Raw genomic sequence first — 17755 nt, forward strand, 5'->3', positions numbered from 1 at the left:
AAATCAACTGCCATGAAAAAACAATTCCGATATATTCTTCCGCTGGTAATGGCTGCTGCACTGAACGGCTGTACCAAAAATTTCGATGAACTGAATACCAATCCCGGCACACTTACCGAGGCAGGTCTCAGGGAAATGCCGTTTATGTTCTCCAAAGCCCAGTCGGCTGCCGCCGTTAACCAGGGCTATTACCAGACCACGCAGAACCTGTACGCCGATCTGTATGCTCAATATTTTGCGCTGAATACCACCAGCTTCCAGACCGACCGTTACCTGATCAACGACGGCTGGCTGCCGCGTCCGGGGATTGTGACCTACGTGCAGACCGTCCCCCAGCTACGCACCATCTTTGAAAATGCCCAGCCCGCCTCCGGGGAATATGCGCTGGCCGAAATCATGTGGGTGTACGTGTTTCATCATATGACTGATTATTTCGGGCCGGTACCGTATTTTGATGCCGGTAAAGCACAGGACGTGATCGCCTACGACGCGCAGGACAAGATCTACGATGATTTTTTCAAACGGCTGGACCATGCCGTGAAAGCCCTGCAACAGGCGGGCGTCAGCAATGTGTTCGGCAATTATGACCTGATCTATGGCGGCGACGTGCAGCAGTGGATACGGTTCGCCAATACGTTGCGGCTGCGGCTGGCGTTGCGTATTTCCCGGGTACAGCCCGACAGGGCCAAACAGGAAGCCGAAGCGGCTGTTGCTGCCGGCGTAATGACAGATATTACGCATACGGCTAAACTAAAACGCTCGCTCAGCGGTAACGATGGCAACGGTTTGGCCAGGGTAGCTTCCTATAACGAGTTTAGCATGAGTTCCACCATGTTGTCTTATCTAAAAGGATATAATGATCCGCGGATGAACAAAATGTACCAGCCGGCCGTTGGAAACGGCGCCTTCAGGAGCGTGCGTAACGGCTCCCCGGCAGTGGCGCTCAATAACCCGCTGAACCAGGCAGACCAAACTTCCAACGCGGGCACTTACTGGGCTACCTGGAACGGTACCGCATGGCTGCCCCTGCTGGAAGCTTCCCAGACGGTGCTCTATGCTGCAGAAGCTTATTTCCTGCGGGCAGAAGGGGCTGTCAACGGCTGGAATATGGGCGGTGCCGCGCAGGCGCTCTATGAAAAAGGGATTGAGACAAGCATGCAGCAGTGGGGCGTTACAGACGCTGCTGTCATCAATGCCTATAAACAGTCCGCCGCCCTGCCTGCGGCGCCGGGCGATGTCGCCAATTCGCCGGCTGTGGCCGACATCCCGGTGAAATTCGGGACGGCGGCCAATGTGCAACGGCAGCAGATCGGCACGCAGAAATGGATCGCCATCTATCCCGACGGGATGGAAGGGTGGGCTGAGTTCCGCCGCAGCGGTTACCCGAAGATGTACCCGGTATTGCAGTCAGATAATGCAGACCTGCCTGCCGGCGCCTTTATCAAACGGTTGCCTTATCCTTCAGCAGAAGCAACCACCAACGGCGCCGAGCTGAAGAAAGGGATACAGCTGCTGGGAGGCCCCGATAACGCCGCCACCCGGTTGTGGTGGGACGTAGAATAGCCTTGTTGTAAATAGTTAAATTCATTGGATGTTGAATACGATAGCGCAGTTTTTCATGGTCATGTCTTCGCTTTTTCTGGCTGTAGGGCGGCCGTTGCCCAGAGTGCTTCCTGCTGAACGGGAGGATATTGCCGTCAGGCAGCTGAAGCTGGAAGCTGCTGCCGCCTTTCAGCGGCATACCACGCTTCCGCAAACCACCGAAGGGTGGACCGCCTGGCGGCAGGAGCTGCGGGAAAGGATTGTCCGGGAAACCGGTATGCAGGAAGACCATACGTTGCCGCTCGATACAAAAGAAACCGGCCGTATACAGCGGCAGGGATACAGCATCCGTAATATCGCTTTCCAGACCCGGCCCGGTGTATACGCTACCGCCAATCTGTATATGCCGGACGGTCCGGGTCCCTTCCCCGCGGTAATCAATATGCACGGCCACTGGCCCGGCGCCCGCACCGGTGATATGGTGCAGGCCACCGCCCATGAACTGGCCAGCCACGGCTATATCTGCCTGAATATCGATGCCTGGGGCGCAGGAGAGCGGACCACCACGCCCGGTACGGCTGAATACCACGGCGCTAACCTCGGCGCCTCCCTGATGAACGCCGGCGTCACACTGATGGGCATGCAGCTGACCGACAATATACGCGGGGTAGACCTGCTGTGCAGCCTGCCGCAGACAGACAAAAAACGGATCGGCGCCACCGGCGCCAGCGGCGGCGGTAACCAGACCATGTGGCTAACGGCCATGGATGAACGGGTTAAAGCCGCAGTACCGGTGGTCAGCGTAGGTACCTTCGAAGCGTATATCCTTAACAGTAACTGTGTCTGCGAGCTGCTGCCTTCCGGCCTCACCTTCACCGAAGAAGCCGGCATCCTCGCTATGGCGGCGCCCAGGGCGCTGAAAATATGCAACGCGGAAAAAGACGCCAGCAAATCCTTCTATCCTTCGGAGATGCTGCGCAGCTATAAAGCGGCCATGCCGCTGTTTCAACTGCTGAAGGCCGGCGACCGCCTGCAGTACCAGCTCTTTGATACCACCCACGGCTACTGGCCGGAGATACGCAGTACCATGCTGGGATGGTTTGATCAGCACCTGAAACATACCGGCAACGGCGACGCGGTACCGCTGCCCAATACGGCATTGCTGCCCGAACGGCAGCTGCTCACGTTCCCCGCGTTACAGCGGGACAGTAATGTGCTCAGCACCGCCGCCTGGTGCCGCCAGGCTGGCAGCGAATGGCGCGCTAACATGCTGGGACATGACCGCCTCGACGTAAAAGAAAAAAGGGCCGCTTTAAAAGCTGTGCTGAAAGCGGAACAACCACTGCAACTGAAAAAATTACATACCTATACGCCGGAAGAGGGATGGGACAGGCTGGCGCTGGAGACAACAGACGGAGAACTGCTGCCGCTGCTGCACCGCAAACCCCGCAAAAGGGAAAACGGTTATGTGGTGCTGAGCCACAGCGGCGGGAAAGACAGTATCCCTTCCGACCGCATAGACGCGCTGCTGGCACAGGGTTATGGCCTGGTGCTGGCCGACCTGTGGGGTACCGGTGAACAAAGCTCCGAAACGGCCACTAAAACCGATGGCAGCCTGCCACGCTTTCATACCTTGTCACGCAGCGCCCTCTGGCTGGGGCATACCCTGCAAGGTAAATGGGCCAACGATCTGCGGTTGCTAACCGGCTTCCTCCGCAGCCATTACGGGGTAAAACGCATCATCCTTGAAGGATACAAGGAAACCGGTATGGCCAGCCTTTTCGCCGCTGCGATGGAAAGCGGCGTGCACAAAGTGGTGGCACATAACAGCCCCGTCAGTTACCAGTTCGCCAACAGGCAGGGCGTCGATTATTTTAACATGGCCATCCACGTGCCCGGCATCCTGCCATGGGGCGACGTGTCGCTGGCCGCCGCGCTCACCGGCCGGGAGGTGGAGCTGATAGCGCCGGTAGACATGTCCGGCAACCCGGTCGGCGGACTACCGCTTAAATTCTACCGCGATGAGTTCCAGGAACTGCGCAAACGCTGCCGCCAGCGCGGACAGCTCATCGTCCGCACCACAGATAACAACGATAACGTCGAAAAATAATATGCATATGAAAAATAACCGCAGGGATTTTCTCAAACTGGCAGGCCTCGCCGGTATCGGTCTTACCGGCAGCGCCGTACTGCCGGGCATCGGAACAGCTCACGCCGCCGGCATACCGGACAACCTGCTGCAACAGGCGCAACAAGCCCGTAAGCAACGCTTTAATATGTGCGGCTATGCCGCCCCTAAAATTGATACCGTTCGCATCGGTTACGTCGGACTGGGCAACAGGGGCGGGGCAGCCGTGGAACGTATCACCTGGCTGCAGGGCATCGAAGTAAAAGCCCTCTGCGACATCCGCCCGGAGAAAATAGCAGAAGCCAAAAAACGGATCGCCAACAGCGGTTATCACCCCCACGAATACACGGGGTCTGCCGACGCCTGGAAAAAAATGTGCGAACGGGATGACATCGACCTGATATATATCGCCACGCCGTGGGAACTGCATACGCCCATCGCCGTATATGCCATGGAACATGGCAAACATGTGGCCACGGAAATACCGGCCGCCTATACGCTGGAAGACTGCTGGCGCCTCGTGGAAACATCCGAACGCACCCGCAAACACTGCGTGATGCTGGAGAACTGCTGCTACGATTTCTTTGAACTGCTCACGCTCAATATGGCGCGCCAGGGTTTCTTCGGAGAAATCATCCACTGCGAAGGCGCCTATATCCATGATATCTTCGAAAGCATGTTCGACAGAACAAAACGGTATGACAACTGGCGCCTCCGCGAAAATGCCAAACATAACGGTAACCTCTATCCCACGCACGGACTGGGGCCGGTATGCCAGGTGCTCAATATCAACCGGGGCGACAGCATGGAGTACCTGGTGTCTGTTTCCTCCAATGATTTTATGATGCATGACCGCGCCGTGGAACTGGCAGCGAAAGACAATTTCTTTCAGCAGTTCACCAAAGCGCATTTCAGGGGTAACATGAACGTATCCACGATCCGCACCCGCAAAGGCAAAACCATTATGGTGCAGCATGACGTGACCTCCCCGCGGCCTTACTCCCGCATTCACCTGGTCAGCGGCACCAAAGCCACGGCACAGAAATATCCGCTGCCCGCCCGTATCTCCACCAGCCACGAAGGATGGCTCAGCGACGACGAGTTCAAAAAACTGGAAGAGCAGTATATGCCGGCCATCGTCCGCAAAGTGGGAGAGATGGCCAAACAGGTAGGAGGCCACGGCGGTATGGACTTTATGATGGACTGGCGCCTGATAGACTGCCTGCGTAACGGTCTGCCGATGGACATGGACGTTTATGACGCCGCCACCTGGAGCGCCGTATGGCCCCTCAGCGAATGGTCCGTCAACCACCGCTCCAATTCCATTGATGTCCCTGACTTCACCGGGGGATCGTGGAAGAAAAACCAGCCGGTAGATATCTCCCTGGCACAGGGCGGCACCACCGGTGTAATGAAGAAAAAGTGATCCGCTCCCGATAACAAACAATTTCATCGTCACGACTAAAAAAAGCATATACATGAAAATCATCCGATCCAACAACCCGCAGGAATTGGGGACGTCAGCCGGCCAGGATGCGGCTGCCCTGATCAACCAGGCTATCCATGAAAAAGGACAGGCGAATGTTATCCTCGCCACCGGTACCAGTCAGTTTGAAACCCTTCGTGAGCTGATAACGGCCGATATCGAATGGAGCAAGGTGGTGATGTTCCACCTCGACGAATACATCGGGCTGCCGGTGACCCACCCGGCCAGCTTCCGGAAATACCTGAAAGAACGTTTTCTGCAGCAGGTTAGCCCGCTGAAAGCCGCTTACCTGATCGACGGGGAAACAGACCCGGAGGCGGAAATAGCCCGGCTGGCGGCTTTGATACAGGCGCATCCTATTGATGTAGCGCTGGTAGGCGTAGGAGAAAATGGTCACCTCGCTTTCAATGATCCTCCGGCTGATTTTACCACCAAAGCGCCTTACCTGGTGGTGAACCTGGACGAAGCCTGCCGGCAGCAGCAGGCCAACGAAGGATGGTTCGCAACCGCGGCCGATGTGCCGGCACAGGCCATCAGCATGTCGGTACACCAGATCATGTTATCTAAACAGATCATCTGTTCAGTGCCTGGCGAAAGAAAGGCCAGGGCTGTCAAAAACAGCCTGGAACAGCCGGTCAGCAACCTGTTCCCGGCCAGTATTCTGCAACAACACCCGCATTGTACTTTTTATCTCGATACTGCAGCAGCGGCACTGCTGGCATAAGGCAGACTGGTGGCTTACAGGCAGCAGGCGTCGTATGGTTAATGGCCTGCTGCCTTTTCATTTTATACCCCCATCACCCCAAACCCCATCACCCCAAAAAGACGGCCTCATCCTGATCTGCAGGTTTTCTGGTTACAAAATTGAGGAGCTGAGATATTCCTCATTTTTTAAACCTTCGCTTATGCTTAAACATTCAGGGGCTTTCAGCAGCTTTTCCGTCAATGATCTGCAACAGGCTAAACAGTTTTACCAGGACAAAGTAGGCTTGGATGTCGCCGAAACCGCCGAAGGACTGGAGTTAAAGGTGGACAGCGGACCTAAAGTGTTTCTCTATCCCAAGCCAAATCATGAACCGGCGACTTTCACCGTGCTGAATTTTGTTGTAGACAATGTGGACGATGCTGTGGAACAGCTTACGCAGAAAGGCATCCGCTTCCTGCAATATGAAGGTGAAATAGGGACCGATGAAAAAGGTATTTTCAGGGATAAAGAGCGGGGCATGGCTATCGCCTGGTTTGCAGACCCGGCAGGGAATATTATCTCTGTACTCCAACAATAGCATTTGGTTATTTTTTTATTTTGTCATTTTGTCATTTGATCCGTTTTGCACTGACACCGGACGCCAAATGACCAAATGACAAAATAAAAAAATAACCAAATTGTTATGGTTGGAGCTGATCAAAAAGGTAGTACAGCGGTGCTTCTTCCAGCACACTACGATTGGCTGCTGTATTGTTTTTAGCGCTCCATTTGATGAGGCGGACGAAGCCGTCGGCGATCTCTATGCCTGTAATGTCGCCATCGCTGAAGCAGCAACAGCCGGTATTGAAATAGGTGGGGTACGCCATCGTTTTAACGAACTGTTTACCCGCATATTCCTCCTGTCGCCGGCGCAGTTCGGTTTGCAACGCGGCAATGGTGGTCTGGTCGTTGTCGGCCATGGCCCGCTCCAGTTGTTTGCTGAGCCGGTCGATATGGTCCAGCGATGCAAAGACTGGTTTGTGGGTATGGCCTGAGATGAATAACGTGCGCGGTAGTTGCACGCTCCATTCATACATGATGATATTGTGGGCGTCTACAAGGTCAAAGGATTCCGACAGCGTATCGGGGTGTATATCCAGGAGCCGTTGTACCGGCGTCCAGATGGCTGCCACGAACCATTTGCTGAAAGCGTTGCCATCGCTGCGTTTATCGCCCTGATGGCCATGCGCCAGGAAAATACCGTGGGCGTTGCCGTTATATTGTGTTTGCAGTATCAGTCCCTCGTAAACCCTCAGTTTTTTTCCGAACAGCGGTTGCAGGAACTGGCGGCGGGGCACCACGTAGTGCCACTCCAGGTCGTGGTTGCCGAAGATGCGGTAGTAGCGTTTCTTCTGCAGAAAGCGTGCTTCCGCCTGCAGGGGAGGGCTGTTGTGCTGCAGAACAGCCGATGGTTTGTTTTCCCAGAGCTCCTCGCAATCGCCCAGGTTGATCAGCGTATAGCCATGATCGTAATAGTGCTGTAATGCTTCAATATAGTTGTCAGCCGCGCTTTTGAAGTCATCGGCAGCATCGCGGCAGCCTTTATGCTGGTCGGAGAAAATAATGAAACGGCCCTGTTGCAGGTCAAACGGCACCAGCAGGCCGCTGTCCTTTTTCCCTTTCAGGATACGGTCGTGCAGCTGCGACAGGGATTTGAATACCGCATTTTTATCCGGGCGGGACGACAGGCGGTCGGACATCCGGATCACCAGCCGGGCCAGTGCTCTTTTAATTGGATTTGACAACGGGTTTTAGATTAACTCGGGCGACAAGATAATGGAAATTTTCATAAAAGTCCCGGGGCGTGAACCCCGGGAACAGTGAGGGTCACAGAGTTTTTTTCAGCGTTTCGAAGAAAGCCTGCTGTTGTTCGAACATGGGGAAGTGGCCGGAGCCCTGTATCCAGTAAAGGATGGCTGAGGGGTGTACCTGTTTCAGCTCGTACGTATAGAACGACAGGGCATCCTGTGCACCGCCGATCACATACATAGGGCCTTTGTACCGGGGCAGTGTTTTACTCAGATCATAGTGGATGCGGTTCAGGTCCTGGATCATGAGACCCTGCATGGTAGTGTTGGAAGGCGCCACGTCGATTTGTTTCAGCATGCTGTCGATCATCCTTTTGTCAAAGATGTAGGACATGCGGATGATGCGGTTATATTCCGCTGAATCTGCTTTGGTGGCCTGGTTTGCTTTGAGTTTTTTGTCGAGCGAATCATAACGGCCGATCTCCGACAGGCCCATTCTGACCTTCAGGTTGTTGATGTGGGTGGCAAAAAAGCCGGGATCGAATTTGTAATAACCGGGGCATGCCAGTACCAGTTTTCTGACGCGTTGCGGGTAGGTGACGGCGAAGTTCATGGCCAGCATGGCGCCCCAGGAGTGGCCGTAGATGGTCACGCGGGGGAGGTGCAGGTGGTCCAGCAGCAGGCGCACGTCGTCAACAGCCGCTTTCAGGTTGATGGTGGTGGAGTCCATCGGCACGGGTATAGAAAGGCCTGTACCTCTTTGTTCCAGCAGGATGGCCTGGTGCGTTTTTCCCAGTTCCGCTGCTACCCCCGCCTGTTGCAGGCAGGAGTTGCCCGGTCCGCCGGATAGTACCAGAATAGGTTCTCCTTTGCCGTAGCGGTGATAGTACAGGTGGCCCCAGGAGGTACGGATGGAGTCGGTCGACTGGGAGGAGCTGAGCAGGGTTGCAGACAATAGTAAAGTCAGCAGGATAGAAAATTTTCTCATAAGAATAATTTCGGGTAAAATCTTCCCGAATTTATATTATTTTCCGGGAGAAGTTTTTCCGCGTTACTGATCTTTTTAATTATCCTGTTATGGCCATTTTCCACACTTTGTACCAGGAGGTGATTTCTTTCCTGGGTATCGGAAACCTGCTTGAACTGTACCGTACCGGCAACTATTCCTCATTGCTCACGCTGAACGGTATCCTTTGGGTGATTTCACCGGTGATACCTTTTCTACTGCTGATAGAAGTTGCCCGCGCACTGATCTACAAGCGTTTTAAGATAGAAGACTACAAAATTCCTTTTTTGATCTTTGTGCTTAATCGATTTATCTCCCGGTTTATTTCCATCGCCGCCATTGCTTTTTGTATCGGGGTGTTTGAAAAAATAGCGCCTTTTCAGACCACGTTTACCTGGTACTGGTTTATCTACGGCTACGTGGTATGGGAGTTCGCACATTTTATCTATCATTACCTGGGGCATAAGGTCCGTATTTTCTGGTGCCTGCATTCCACGCACCACGCGCCGGTAGCGATGAACCTGTCTGTTACCTATGCGCACTTTTTTTTGGAGGCGCCGTATGCAGATGTGATCCGTACTTCTATTTGTATACTGGCCGGCGTGAACCCGCCGATGCTGTTCCTGATTATGTTTATAGACGGTACCTGGGGCGCCTTTATCCATGTGGGGGAGAACATCCTGCCCGACGGCAGGATGGGGTTTCTGAACCGGATCATTCTTACACCGTCGTATCACCGGGTGCATCACGCGAAGAACCCGGAATATATGGATACCAATTTCTGTAACCTGCTCAATATATGGGACAAGGTATTCGGTACTTTCCAGCCGGAGAAGAAAGAGGTCAGCATACAATATGGTATCACGCGCGAGATGGACCCGGGGAATTTGCTGGATGTGTATTTTGGGGAATTGTACTGTTTGTGGAAAGATATCCGCAGGGCGCCGGGAATTGTCAACAAACTGCTGTATATCGTTATGCCACCGGGATGGAGCCATACCGGTGATCATAAGACGGCGAAGGTGGTTAAAAAAGCGTACCGGGAAGAGATGTCGGCGGCTGCAGTCTGATTAATAAAATAGCCCGGAGCAATGCCCCGGGCTATTTGTTCAGCAAAGCGTTCCCTAGAGGAAGAATTGTTCTGAAATGATTTTTCCGTCTTTTACCACATATACACAGAGCTCTTCGAAAGTGCCCCGCTCCCTGCCTTTAAATTTCGTATCCATGGTGAGCGTGAAAGCGATAGCATTACCGGCGATCAGCGGTGGCGATATTTTTACGCCGTAGGATGCTTCTATCAGGTCCATGAACATCTCTCCCTTACGGATGATATTTTGCAGGCCTTTGGTTTCTTTCTCAAAGCCACCCATGGCTTCCGGTTCAATGCTGATGGCATCTTCCGCATACAGTTCTTTGTGGGCGCCCGTGTAATCTTCTTTTTCGCAGTAAGCCGCAAGGCGTTGGGCGATTTCCTGGATTGTCATATTGATATGGTTTATAAGTGTTTGGATTTAAAGTTAACAAAAAATCGGGCCGTCTTTTCGCCACTGCGGTCAGATATTGTTCGGGCCGCATTAGTTTTTATCCGTCAAAAAAAGTACCTTCAGGGGGATATAATTGCTTTCGAAGTCTGATGAGCCGCAAACACGGCAGGATTTTTTCTGCACACTATATGCACAGAAGGGCACATGCCATCCGCCCTGCAACCGGATGAATCGCATGTGGGTGACGAGCCTATTTGCCTTTTATCAAAAAATTAAACTCGGACATTGAACACGACCAACACTATTATCAAAGGATCTGGCAGCTTTATTCCCGCAGTCGCTAAACTGAACAGGGACTTTATTCCCAATCGCTTTTATGATGCCCAGCAGGTGGCTATTGATACACCGGGCGAAGAAATTGTCAATAAGTTCCGGCAGATCACCGGCATTGGAGAGCGCCGTTATGTAACGGACGATCAGCATACCTCCGAAATTGCAGCATGGGCTGCGCAAAAGGCGCTGGAAGACGCCGGCACAGACCCGGAAACCATCGATCAGCTGATCGTGGCGCATAACTTCGGGGACGTGGAACAGGGTTCTATACAGTCGGGTGCCGTGCCTTCACTGGCGGCCCGTGTGAAACACATTCTCGGTATCCGTAACCCCAACTGCGTGGCCTACGATATCCTCTTCGGCTGCCCCGGCTGGTTGCAGGGCGTGATACAAGCTGATGCCTTCATCCGCGCAGGCGTCGCCAAACGTTGCCTCGTCATCGGGGCAGAAGTGCTGAGCCGCGTGCTGGACGGCCACGACCGTGACAGTATGATCTTCAGCGATGGCGCAGGCGCCATGGTGCTGGAAGCCGCCGAAGCAACAGCCGGCGGGCCGGGCATCCTCGCGGCCGCCGCACAAACCTACGCGATACAGGAATTAAACTACATCAGTACCGGCGTCTCCAACTCCCCGGAGGACGACAGCGGTATTAAATACGTAAAAATGCAGGGGCGGCGGGTGTACGAGTTCGCCCTCAAACATGTGCCGGAAGCCATCAAAGCCTGCATCGACGCCACCGGTATTCCCATCTCGCAGATAAAGAAAATATTTATCCACCAGGCCAATGAAAAGCTGGATGAAGCCATCATCAAAGCGCTGTACAAACTGTACGACCTCACACCGGACCTGGCCAGCGTTATGCCCATGAATATTCATGAGCTGGGCAACAGTTCCGTGGCTACCATTCCCACCCTGTTCGACATGGTCCGCAAAGGCGCGCTGCCGGAACATACCCTGCATCCGGGCGACGTGATCGTGTTTGCGTCAGTAGGCGCCGGGATGAACATCAACGCGGTTTGTTACCGGATGTAGCCAGCTCATCTGATATGGTCAAAAATTAAAAAACTGCGTCTGTTTTCGGCGGAGTAATTGTTGCATTTTTGCTGCTCAACAATTCCCCACGATATGGATATCCGCTTCTTCCAGGTAGATGCTTTTACCAATAAACCCTTCTCCGGCAACCCGGCCGGCGTATGCCTGCTGGAGACACCGCTGCCGGATGAGACAATGGTGGCCATCGCGGCTGAAAACAACCTCGCTGAAACCGCTTTCCTGCTCAAACAGGCCGACGGCTACAGCCTCCGCTGGTTTACGCCCAAACTGGAGATAGCGCTCTGCGGCCACGCCACCCTGGCCAGCGCACATGTGCTCTGGAGCAACGGGCTGGAACCTGCAGACATGCCGTTACGTTTTCATACCGTGCGCAGCGGCCTGCTGACCGCTACCGGCAAAGACCACCTGATTGAACTGGACTTCCCCGCCCGCACTTATGAAGACGTGGTGCTGCCTACAGCCCTGCGCCAGCTCTTCCAGGACAACTACAGCCGCGCAGTATATAGCCATGACCGTTATATTGTGGAGCTGCCGGTAGCCGGCGCTGTTGCACAGTTCGTGCCCGACTTCCACCTGCTGGAATCCTATCCGGTGGTGATCACCGCTCCGGGCGACAGCGACAGCCCGTATGATTTTGTGTCCCGCTATTTTGCCGTGCCGCTGGGCGTCAATGAAGATCCGGTGACCGGCTCCGCCCATTGCTGCCTCGCCCGCTATTGGGCAGACAAGCTGGGAAAAACTACTTTTAACGCTTATCAGGCTTCCGCAAGGGGAGGAGAACTGGAGGTGGAACTGAAGGGCGACCGTGTGTTGCTCCGCGGAGAAGCGGTGACGGTCATCTCCGGTACATTTCATGTAAACCATTTATAAAAAGGAAATCATGTCTGTTTTCGAGCAATTCAAACAATTACATCACCAGGATACGCCGCTGCTGCTGAGTAACGCCTGGGACGTGGCCAGCGCCCTCGTAATGCAGGAAAAAGGAATTAAAGCCATCGCTACTTCCAGCTCCGCCATCGCCGATACGCTGGGATATGCCGACGGGCAAAATATCTCTTTCCGGGAACTGCTGCATGTTGTCCGCCGCATCGTGGCCTGTGTGAAAGTACCGGTATCTGCCGATATCGAAGCCGGTTACAGCGACACCACGGAAGGTATGCTGGCCAACATCGATCAGCTGGTGGAAGCGGGCGTGGCAGGCATCAACCTGGAGGACTCGGCGCCTTCCGGTACCAGGACCCTGCTGCCCGCCGACGATTTTGTGAAAAAAATCACGGCCATCAAAAGCCACCTGGCCGCCAAAGGACAACACCTCTTCATTAATGCCCGTACGGATACCTTCCTGCTGGACGTTCCCGGTAAACTGGAAGAAACGTTCCAACGTGCACGGACATACGCAGGGGCCGGAGCCGACAGTCTCTTTGTACCATTTATCAAGGAGCCAGCAGACATTCAGGCGGTGGTGACGGCCACTAAGTTGCCGGTAAACGTACTCGCCATGAAAGGACTGCCAGGCCTCGATGAACTGACGTCGCTGGGCGTAAAACGCATCAGTACGGGAGGAAGCATGTACTGGGCACAGAAGAGAGCGCTGGGCGCGCGCCTGGAGCAGGTAATGACCGACAGGAACTTTGAATCGATTTTTTGATTTTTGGACTTACGGATTTTGGGATTTCGGGGTTGATAAAAATTTGACAAATAAGAAAAATTAAAAATCTTCCTCAACCCCAAAATCCGTAAATCCCAAAATCCCAAAATCCGTAAATCAAAATAACCCAATCTCAAAATGCTGGTGGCCGCCGTGTAACGCTTTCTCTTTTCCTTCCCAAACGAACACCCCATCCAGTCCGGCAGGCAGGGTGATGTCGGCGGTAATGCCATGCGCACCTTTTCGTACAAGCGATACCGTTATCTCGCCCATAGGATGCGGCATGCTGCCTTTTACCTGTTGCAGCTCGCCGGGCGCGGGCGCAATCTTCACCCGCGCAAAGCCGGGCTTCGCCGGAACGATACCGCAGATAGTAGCAAGGAAATCATAATTGGGACTGGCGCTCCATGCGTGGCAGTCGGAGCGCGTAGGTTCCGGATTTTCTGCAAAGGTGGTAAGCCCCATGGCCAGCATGTCGCGCCAGGGTTGTAACTGGCCATAATACTGATGGGCCATGCCAGCTTTCTTCAACGCCTGGTTCAGGTAAAAACGGTAGTAAAAAGTAGCCTGGCTCAGCGAAGTGTCTGTGATCAGGCGACGGAGAACAGCCTGTTCCTGGTTGACAGGAATGGCGCCTGACAGCACCGCCATGATACCCGCATGCTGACTGAACGTTTTTTTCTCCGGCGTATTGGCCATGGCATTACGGGCAAGGTCAAAACACTGACGGTATACGCTTTGGGTAAGCTGTTGCGCCAGGCGGCCGTAATGCTGCGCCAGCGCTTGTTTACCAAAGCCGGCAAACAGCGCTGCCGCCTGTTGCAGCGTATAGGCGTATTGTAGGGAGATCACGGCAGAGTGCCCGTTGGTGGCGCCGTCGGGCACGCCGCCGGGGAAAGCGGTATTCCAGTCGGTGAACCCCCACCACTGCATTGGTCCCAGCATCATGCGGCTGCTGTCGATATGCCGCTCGTACCAGTCCAGCACGCCCTGGGCGGCCATGAGGTACTGCTGCAGAAAGGCATCGTCTTTCCGGTGCATCCAGTAATCGTGCAGCATGGACACCCAGAAGAGAGAGAAGGGAGGTATCACCTGGAGACGGTTGCTTGGATAGCGGCCCTGCGTCAGCCCTTCGGGCACGCGGGAACAGTAGAAGTCGTGGATGGCTTTGCGCATCAGCCGGTCGTCGCCGGCCACATAGAGGGATATCAGCGACTGGATGCGGGTGTCGCCCTCATATTGCAGCTGTTCGTAGTAGGGGCAGTCGAAATAGGTTTCGCCGGCACAGAGCCTCGCGGTGCGCCACCCGGTTTTCCATATAGCCGTCAGCGTAGTATCGTTACAGCTGAAAGAAGCTTTTTCTTCAAAGGGGTAACCGGTACGCATTCCATAGAGGTCGTCGATGCGGAGCGGCTGGTCGCCGGTGGTGATATCGAGCTGCAGGTAGCGGTAGGTGCGGAACCATAACGGCCGGAAAGTCCTGTGTTCGCCGCCGTCCGGCTCAAAGATGTCGTAGTTGCCGATCATTTCCATGCCATCCACCAGGTTGCGGTTAGCTTTCTGATGGTTGCGGAACAACGCTTCTGCGTAAGTCATTTTGATGCTGGATGCCTTACCGCCGGACACGGTCAGCTGGGGGTAGGCTGACGTGTTGTAGGTCTGGTCTACCAGTATGCTCACGGTCTGATGGGCGGGGATCTCCAGGGTACCGGGCCTGCCGGGCCAGCCGGCAGCGGGTGTGATGCCGCTGCTGCGCCGTACGGCGCCCATACGCTCCGGCACCTCTTCCATCAGCGGGATGCTGCGGGGCACCAGCGTCCAGCGGTTGTCGCTGTCGTAACCGAAAGAAGCCGGATGTACGAGCACGCTGGCGGCCTGCCAGCCGCTGTCATCGTAGCCGGACTGCTCCCAGTCCCAGGGGTAAGCCGCGCCTTTCACCCGGTCGCCCGGGCCAACGACCATATAGCTGCGCATCCGGGCGCCGTTGTCAAGGGAACAGGGGGTATATGCCGTGTCGTGATACACTTTCCAGCTGTTGTTGGTGTTGACCATCTTTTCCGCATCGCTGTCTCCCTGCAACAGCCAGCCGGTTTGGTTAGACACCTGTGCTACCGGCGCATGTTCGCCCATATTCCAGACAAGGGCCGCCAGGGTATTATTGCCAGCCTGCAGATAGGGCGCGATATCCACCGATTCGTAGTTCCAGTTATAGAGGTCCCCGCGCGCAGGGCCGCTGCATACGGCCTGGCCGTTCACAAAAAAACGGTAGCGGTTATCGGCGGTGAGATGCACAATAAATTTTGAAGGTTTGGCTGCGAGCGACACCGTTTTGCGGAAGTGATAAATGCCGTAGGCCCGCTGGGCGATACCGGGACAGCTGATCCAGGAGGCGGTCCAGCGGTTCTGCAGCAGCGCCGGGTTAGGAGGCAGCTGGCTGTGTCCGGGCAATGAGCTGATGCAGCAAAGTAAGATCAGCAAAGGATATACGTGGAATCTCATGTTGAAGCTTTTAAATGTAAGCAGTGCCGGTAAATTAATGTCTAATATTTATACCCGGAAGAAAATATGACCGGCGGACAGGACAGTACAGGATGCGCTGCAGGGCGGTTGTAAATAATTCTGTACTTTTGCGCCGCTTTGACCAATTTTAACAGAATGCGCATTCATTCGACAAACCGTACCATTCTTATATTTCTGCTGACGGGCCTGTGTGGCCGGGCAGCCGCCCAGCAGCGTCCCGACACTGCCATGGCCACACACAGCCTCGATGAGGTGATTGTACATGAAAACAGGCTGGCAGCGCCATTAAAGGCCGCCAATCGCAATATTACCATCATCAGCCGTAAACAGATAGACGCACTGGCGGTTACTTCCATCAACGAGGTGCTGGCCTTTGTGCCGGGCCTGGACGTGCGTCAGCGCGGCCCGGGAGGCGTACAGGCAGATATCGGCATCGACGGCGGTACCTTTGACCAGACGCTGGTATTGCTGAACGGTATCAAAATTACCGATCCGCAAACCGGCCACAATATGATGAACCTGCCCGTTGACCTCAACGATGTAGACCACATCGAAGTGCTCCGGGGCGCGGCGGCGAGGGTATATGGTATCAACGCCCTCAACGGCGCCATCAATATCATCACCCGTCAGCCGAAAGAAACAGGCGCTGTTGTCCGCGCCCATGCCGGCAGCAGTTTCAAAAAAGACGAAAAAAACAAGTTGTACAGTGGTTACGGCGTCGGGGCCACGGGTACGCTGATGACCGGCAACGCCGGCCAGTCGCTGTCGCTCAGCGCCAACAGCGGCAACGGTTACCGCTACAATACGGCGTATGACAACTACCGGGCGTTTTACCAGGGCGCTTTTCAACCGGCAGCCAACCACGACATCCGTGCGCTGGCCGGTTTTGTGAAAAACAGCTACGGCGCCAACGGTTTTTATGCCGCTCCCGGCGACAAGGAATCGGAAGAAACCGTGAAGACCTTCCTGGCGGCAGTCAGCGATAAGATACAGATCAGCAAAAACTGGGAGATGACGCCCAGGGTGAGTTACCGTTATACGGAAGACAATTACCTCTACGTTAAACAAAATAAAGCAGGCGCCAACCTGCACGACAACAACATCGTGGACGTGGAGCTGAACAACCGTTTTGAAACGGCCATCGGGTCTTTCGGGGCCGGCGCTGAAGCACGTTATGAAGCCATCAACAGTAATAACCTCGGCATTCATGAACGCACCAACATTGGTATCTACGGTGAGTATAAAAGCAGGGCCGACAAACGGTTCAGCTTTTCCGTCGGCGGTTACCTGAACTATAACTCCGCGTATGGCTGGCAGTTCTTCCCCGGCGCAGATGCGGGTTTTAACCTCACTTCCGATCTGAAGCTATATGCCAACGTTGGAACGGCGCAACGCCTGCCGACGTATACCGACCTGTATTATAAAAGTCCTGCTATACTCGGGAATGCCAGCCTGGGCGTGGAGAAAGCGACCTATATGGAAGCCGGCATCCGTAAGTACAGCGGTAAGTTCTCTTTTTCCGGCAGTGTGTTCTACCGCCAGATATCCGATTTTATCGATTATGTGAAAGACAGCCTGCCGCAGCCATGGCAGCCGCAGAATTTCCAGCGGGCGGACACCAAAGGTTTTTCCCTGCAGACCGGTTATACCACTACCTTTGCTTCCGGCGTATTTAACAGCTTTGCCGCCAACGCGGGTTATAACTATCTGTCACCTTCTTTTAAGGGAGATGACAACAGTAAAAAGATTTCCCGCTATGTGATTGAAAGTCTGCGCCACCAGCTTACCGCCGGCGTAAGAGCCTCACTGTTGCAGCACTGGATGGTGTCCGCTACTGCGCGTTACAATATGCGTATCAATTATAAGGACTATACCGTGGTGGATGCTCGTATTGCTTACCAGCAGCGCCGTTTCCAGGTGTATGCAGATGCTGGTAATCTGCTGGATGTGACCTATGTGGAAGCCGGGGCGGTGCCTATGCCCGGCAGATGGGTAACACTGGGAGGCCTGGTGAAATTTTAGACAAAAGGTGTTTTAAAAATAAAGGGAGATGAACAGGTGC

Annotated in this window: 14 protein-coding genes; 10 read left to right on the plus strand and 4 right to left on the minus strand. The window is 54.4% G+C overall.

Annotation, left to right across the window (positions count from 1 at the left end; translation table 11 throughout):
* Positions 1–12: 12 nt before the first annotated feature.
* The 5 genes from HF324_RS14300 to HF324_RS14320 all read left to right on the plus strand — a co-directional run bounded on the left by HF324_RS14300 (position 13) and on the right by HF324_RS14320 (position 6439).
* Entirely contained in the window at positions 13–1563 is a 1551-nt protein-coding gene (locus tag HF324_RS14300; RefSeq protein ID WP_168860108.1) for a SusD/RagB family nutrient-binding outer membrane lipoprotein, read from the plus strand.
* A gap of 28 nt (positions 1564–1591) precedes the next feature.
* Positions 1592–3652, plus strand: coding sequence for an alpha/beta hydrolase family protein (locus HF324_RS14305; RefSeq protein WP_168860109.1), 2061 nt, complete (start codon positions 1592–1594; stop codon positions 3650–3652).
* Between the two features lie 7 nt (positions 3653–3659).
* Positions 3660–5096, plus strand: a complete 1437-nt coding sequence (locus HF324_RS14310; protein ID WP_168860110.1) for a Gfo/Idh/MocA family oxidoreductase — start codon at positions 3660–3662, stop codon at positions 5094–5096.
* Between the two features lie 52 nt (positions 5097–5148).
* On the plus strand, positions 5149–5880 hold the full coding sequence (locus HF324_RS14315) for a glucosamine-6-phosphate deaminase (protein ID WP_168860111.1): 732 nt from the start codon (positions 5149–5151) through the stop codon (positions 5878–5880).
* Positions 5881–6061: 181 nt separating this feature from the next.
* The gene (locus tag HF324_RS14320) at positions 6062–6439 is read left to right on the plus strand and encodes a VOC family protein (RefSeq protein WP_168803130.1); all 378 of its coding nucleotides are present in this window, start codon (positions 6062–6064) and stop codon (positions 6437–6439) included.
* A 103-nt stretch (positions 6440–6542) separates the two neighbouring features.
* On the opposite strand, the gene HF324_RS14325 is transcribed toward HF324_RS14320, so the two are convergent.
* Together HF324_RS14325 and HF324_RS14330 are read right to left on the minus strand one after the other, a co-directional pair.
* Positions 6543–7646: a metallophosphoesterase gene (locus tag HF324_RS14325; protein ID WP_258539526.1), complete on the minus strand. Its 1104-nt coding sequence runs from the start codon at positions 7644–7646 to the stop codon at positions 6543–6545.
* Positions 7647–7728: 82 nt separating this feature from the next.
* Positions 7729–8637 carry an alpha/beta fold hydrolase gene (locus HF324_RS14330; RefSeq protein WP_168860112.1) on the minus strand — a complete coding sequence of 303 codons (909 nt, stop codon included), beginning with the start codon at positions 8635–8637 and terminating at the stop codon, positions 7729–7731.
* Between the two features lie 89 nt (positions 8638–8726).
* Here HF324_RS14330 and HF324_RS14335 point away from each other — a divergent pair, with 89 nt between their 5' ends.
* Positions 8727–9725, plus strand: coding sequence for a sterol desaturase family protein (locus tag HF324_RS14335; protein ID WP_168860113.1), 999 nt, complete (start codon positions 8727–8729; stop codon positions 9723–9725).
* A gap of 54 nt (positions 9726–9779) precedes the next feature.
* Here HF324_RS14335 and HF324_RS14340 read toward each other — a convergent pair whose 3' ends face one another.
* Entirely contained in the window at positions 9780–10139 is a 360-nt protein-coding gene (locus tag HF324_RS14340) for a SnoaL-like domain-containing protein (protein WP_168860114.1), read from the minus strand.
* A 285-nt stretch (positions 10140–10424) separates the two neighbouring features.
* On the opposite strand from HF324_RS14340, the gene HF324_RS14345 reads away from it, so the two are divergent.
* The 3 genes from HF324_RS14345 to HF324_RS14355 all read left to right on the plus strand — a co-directional run bounded on the left by HF324_RS14345 (position 10425) and on the right by HF324_RS14355 (position 13173).
* Positions 10425–11504, plus strand: a complete 1080-nt coding sequence (locus tag HF324_RS14345) for a 3-oxoacyl-ACP synthase III family protein (protein ID WP_168860115.1) — start codon at positions 10425–10427, stop codon at positions 11502–11504.
* A 93-nt stretch (positions 11505–11597) separates the two neighbouring features.
* Complete coding sequence (locus HF324_RS14350) at positions 11598–12395, plus strand: PhzF family phenazine biosynthesis protein (protein ID WP_168803135.1); 798 nt, start codon at positions 11598–11600, stop codon at positions 12393–12395.
* Positions 12396–12405: 10 nt separating this feature from the next.
* Positions 12406–13173, plus strand: coding sequence for an isocitrate lyase/PEP mutase family protein (locus HF324_RS14355; RefSeq protein ID WP_168860116.1), 768 nt, complete (start codon positions 12406–12408; stop codon positions 13171–13173).
* Between the two features lie 117 nt (positions 13174–13290).
* Here the strand turns inward: HF324_RS14355 and HF324_RS14360 are convergent, their stop codons facing one another.
* Positions 13291–15672 carry an alpha-L-rhamnosidase-related protein gene (locus tag HF324_RS14360; protein ID WP_168860117.1) on the minus strand — a complete coding sequence of 794 codons (2382 nt, stop codon included), beginning with the start codon at positions 15670–15672 and terminating at the stop codon, positions 13291–13293.
* Positions 15673–15828: 156 nt separating this feature from the next.
* Here HF324_RS14360 and HF324_RS14365 point away from each other — a divergent pair, with 156 nt between their 5' ends.
* Positions 15829–17715, plus strand: a complete 1887-nt coding sequence (locus HF324_RS14365) for a TonB-dependent receptor plug domain-containing protein (RefSeq protein WP_168860118.1) — start codon at positions 15829–15831, stop codon at positions 17713–17715.
* The last annotated feature ends 40 nt before the right edge of the window (positions 17716–17755 follow it).

The sequence above is a fragment of the Chitinophaga oryzae genome (assembly GCF_012516375.2).
Lineage (GTDB): Bacteria > Bacteroidota > Bacteroidia > Chitinophagales > Chitinophagaceae > Chitinophaga > Chitinophaga oryzae.

What these genes read in the sequence shown, in the direction of transcription:
- HF324_RS14305 (WP_168860109.1), top strand. Translation starts at nt 1,592, where the DNA reads ATGTTGAATACGATAGCGCAGTTTTTCATGGTCATGTCTTCGCTTTTT.
- HF324_RS14355 (WP_168860116.1), top strand. Translation starts at nt 12,406, where the DNA reads ATGTCTGTTTTCGAGCAATTCAAACAATTACATCACCAGGATACGCCG.
- HF324_RS14350 (WP_168803135.1), top strand. Translation starts at nt 11,598, where the DNA reads ATGGATATCCGCTTCTTCCAGGTAGATGCTTTTACCAATAAACCCTTC.
- HF324_RS14335 (WP_168860113.1), top strand. Translation starts at nt 8,727, where the DNA reads ATGGCCATTTTCCACACTTTGTACCAGGAGGTGATTTCTTTCCTGGGT.
- HF324_RS14320 (WP_168803130.1), top strand. Translation starts at nt 6,062, where the DNA reads ATGCTTAAACATTCAGGGGCTTTCAGCAGCTTTTCCGTCAATGATCTG.
- HF324_RS14340 (WP_168860114.1), bottom strand. Translation starts at nt 10,139, where the DNA reads ATGACAATCCAGGAAATCGCCCAACGCCTTGCGGCTTACTGCGAAAAA.
- HF324_RS14330 (WP_168860112.1), bottom strand. Translation starts at nt 8,637, where the DNA reads ATGAGAAAATTTTCTATCCTGCTGACTTTACTATTGTCTGCAACCCTG.
- HF324_RS14310 (WP_168860110.1), top strand. Translation starts at nt 3,660, where the DNA reads ATGAAAAATAACCGCAGGGATTTTCTCAAACTGGCAGGCCTCGCCGGT.
- HF324_RS14360 (WP_168860117.1), bottom strand. Translation starts at nt 15,672, where the DNA reads ATGAGATTCCACGTATATCCTTTGCTGATCTTACTTTGCTGCATCAGC.
- HF324_RS14300 (WP_168860108.1), top strand. Translation starts at nt 13, where the DNA reads ATGAAAAAACAATTCCGATATATTCTTCCGCTGGTAATGGCTGCTGCA.
- HF324_RS14315 (WP_168860111.1), top strand. Translation starts at nt 5,149, where the DNA reads ATGAAAATCATCCGATCCAACAACCCGCAGGAATTGGGGACGTCAGCC.
- HF324_RS14365 (WP_168860118.1), top strand. Translation starts at nt 15,829, where the DNA reads ATGCGCATTCATTCGACAAACCGTACCATTCTTATATTTCTGCTGACG.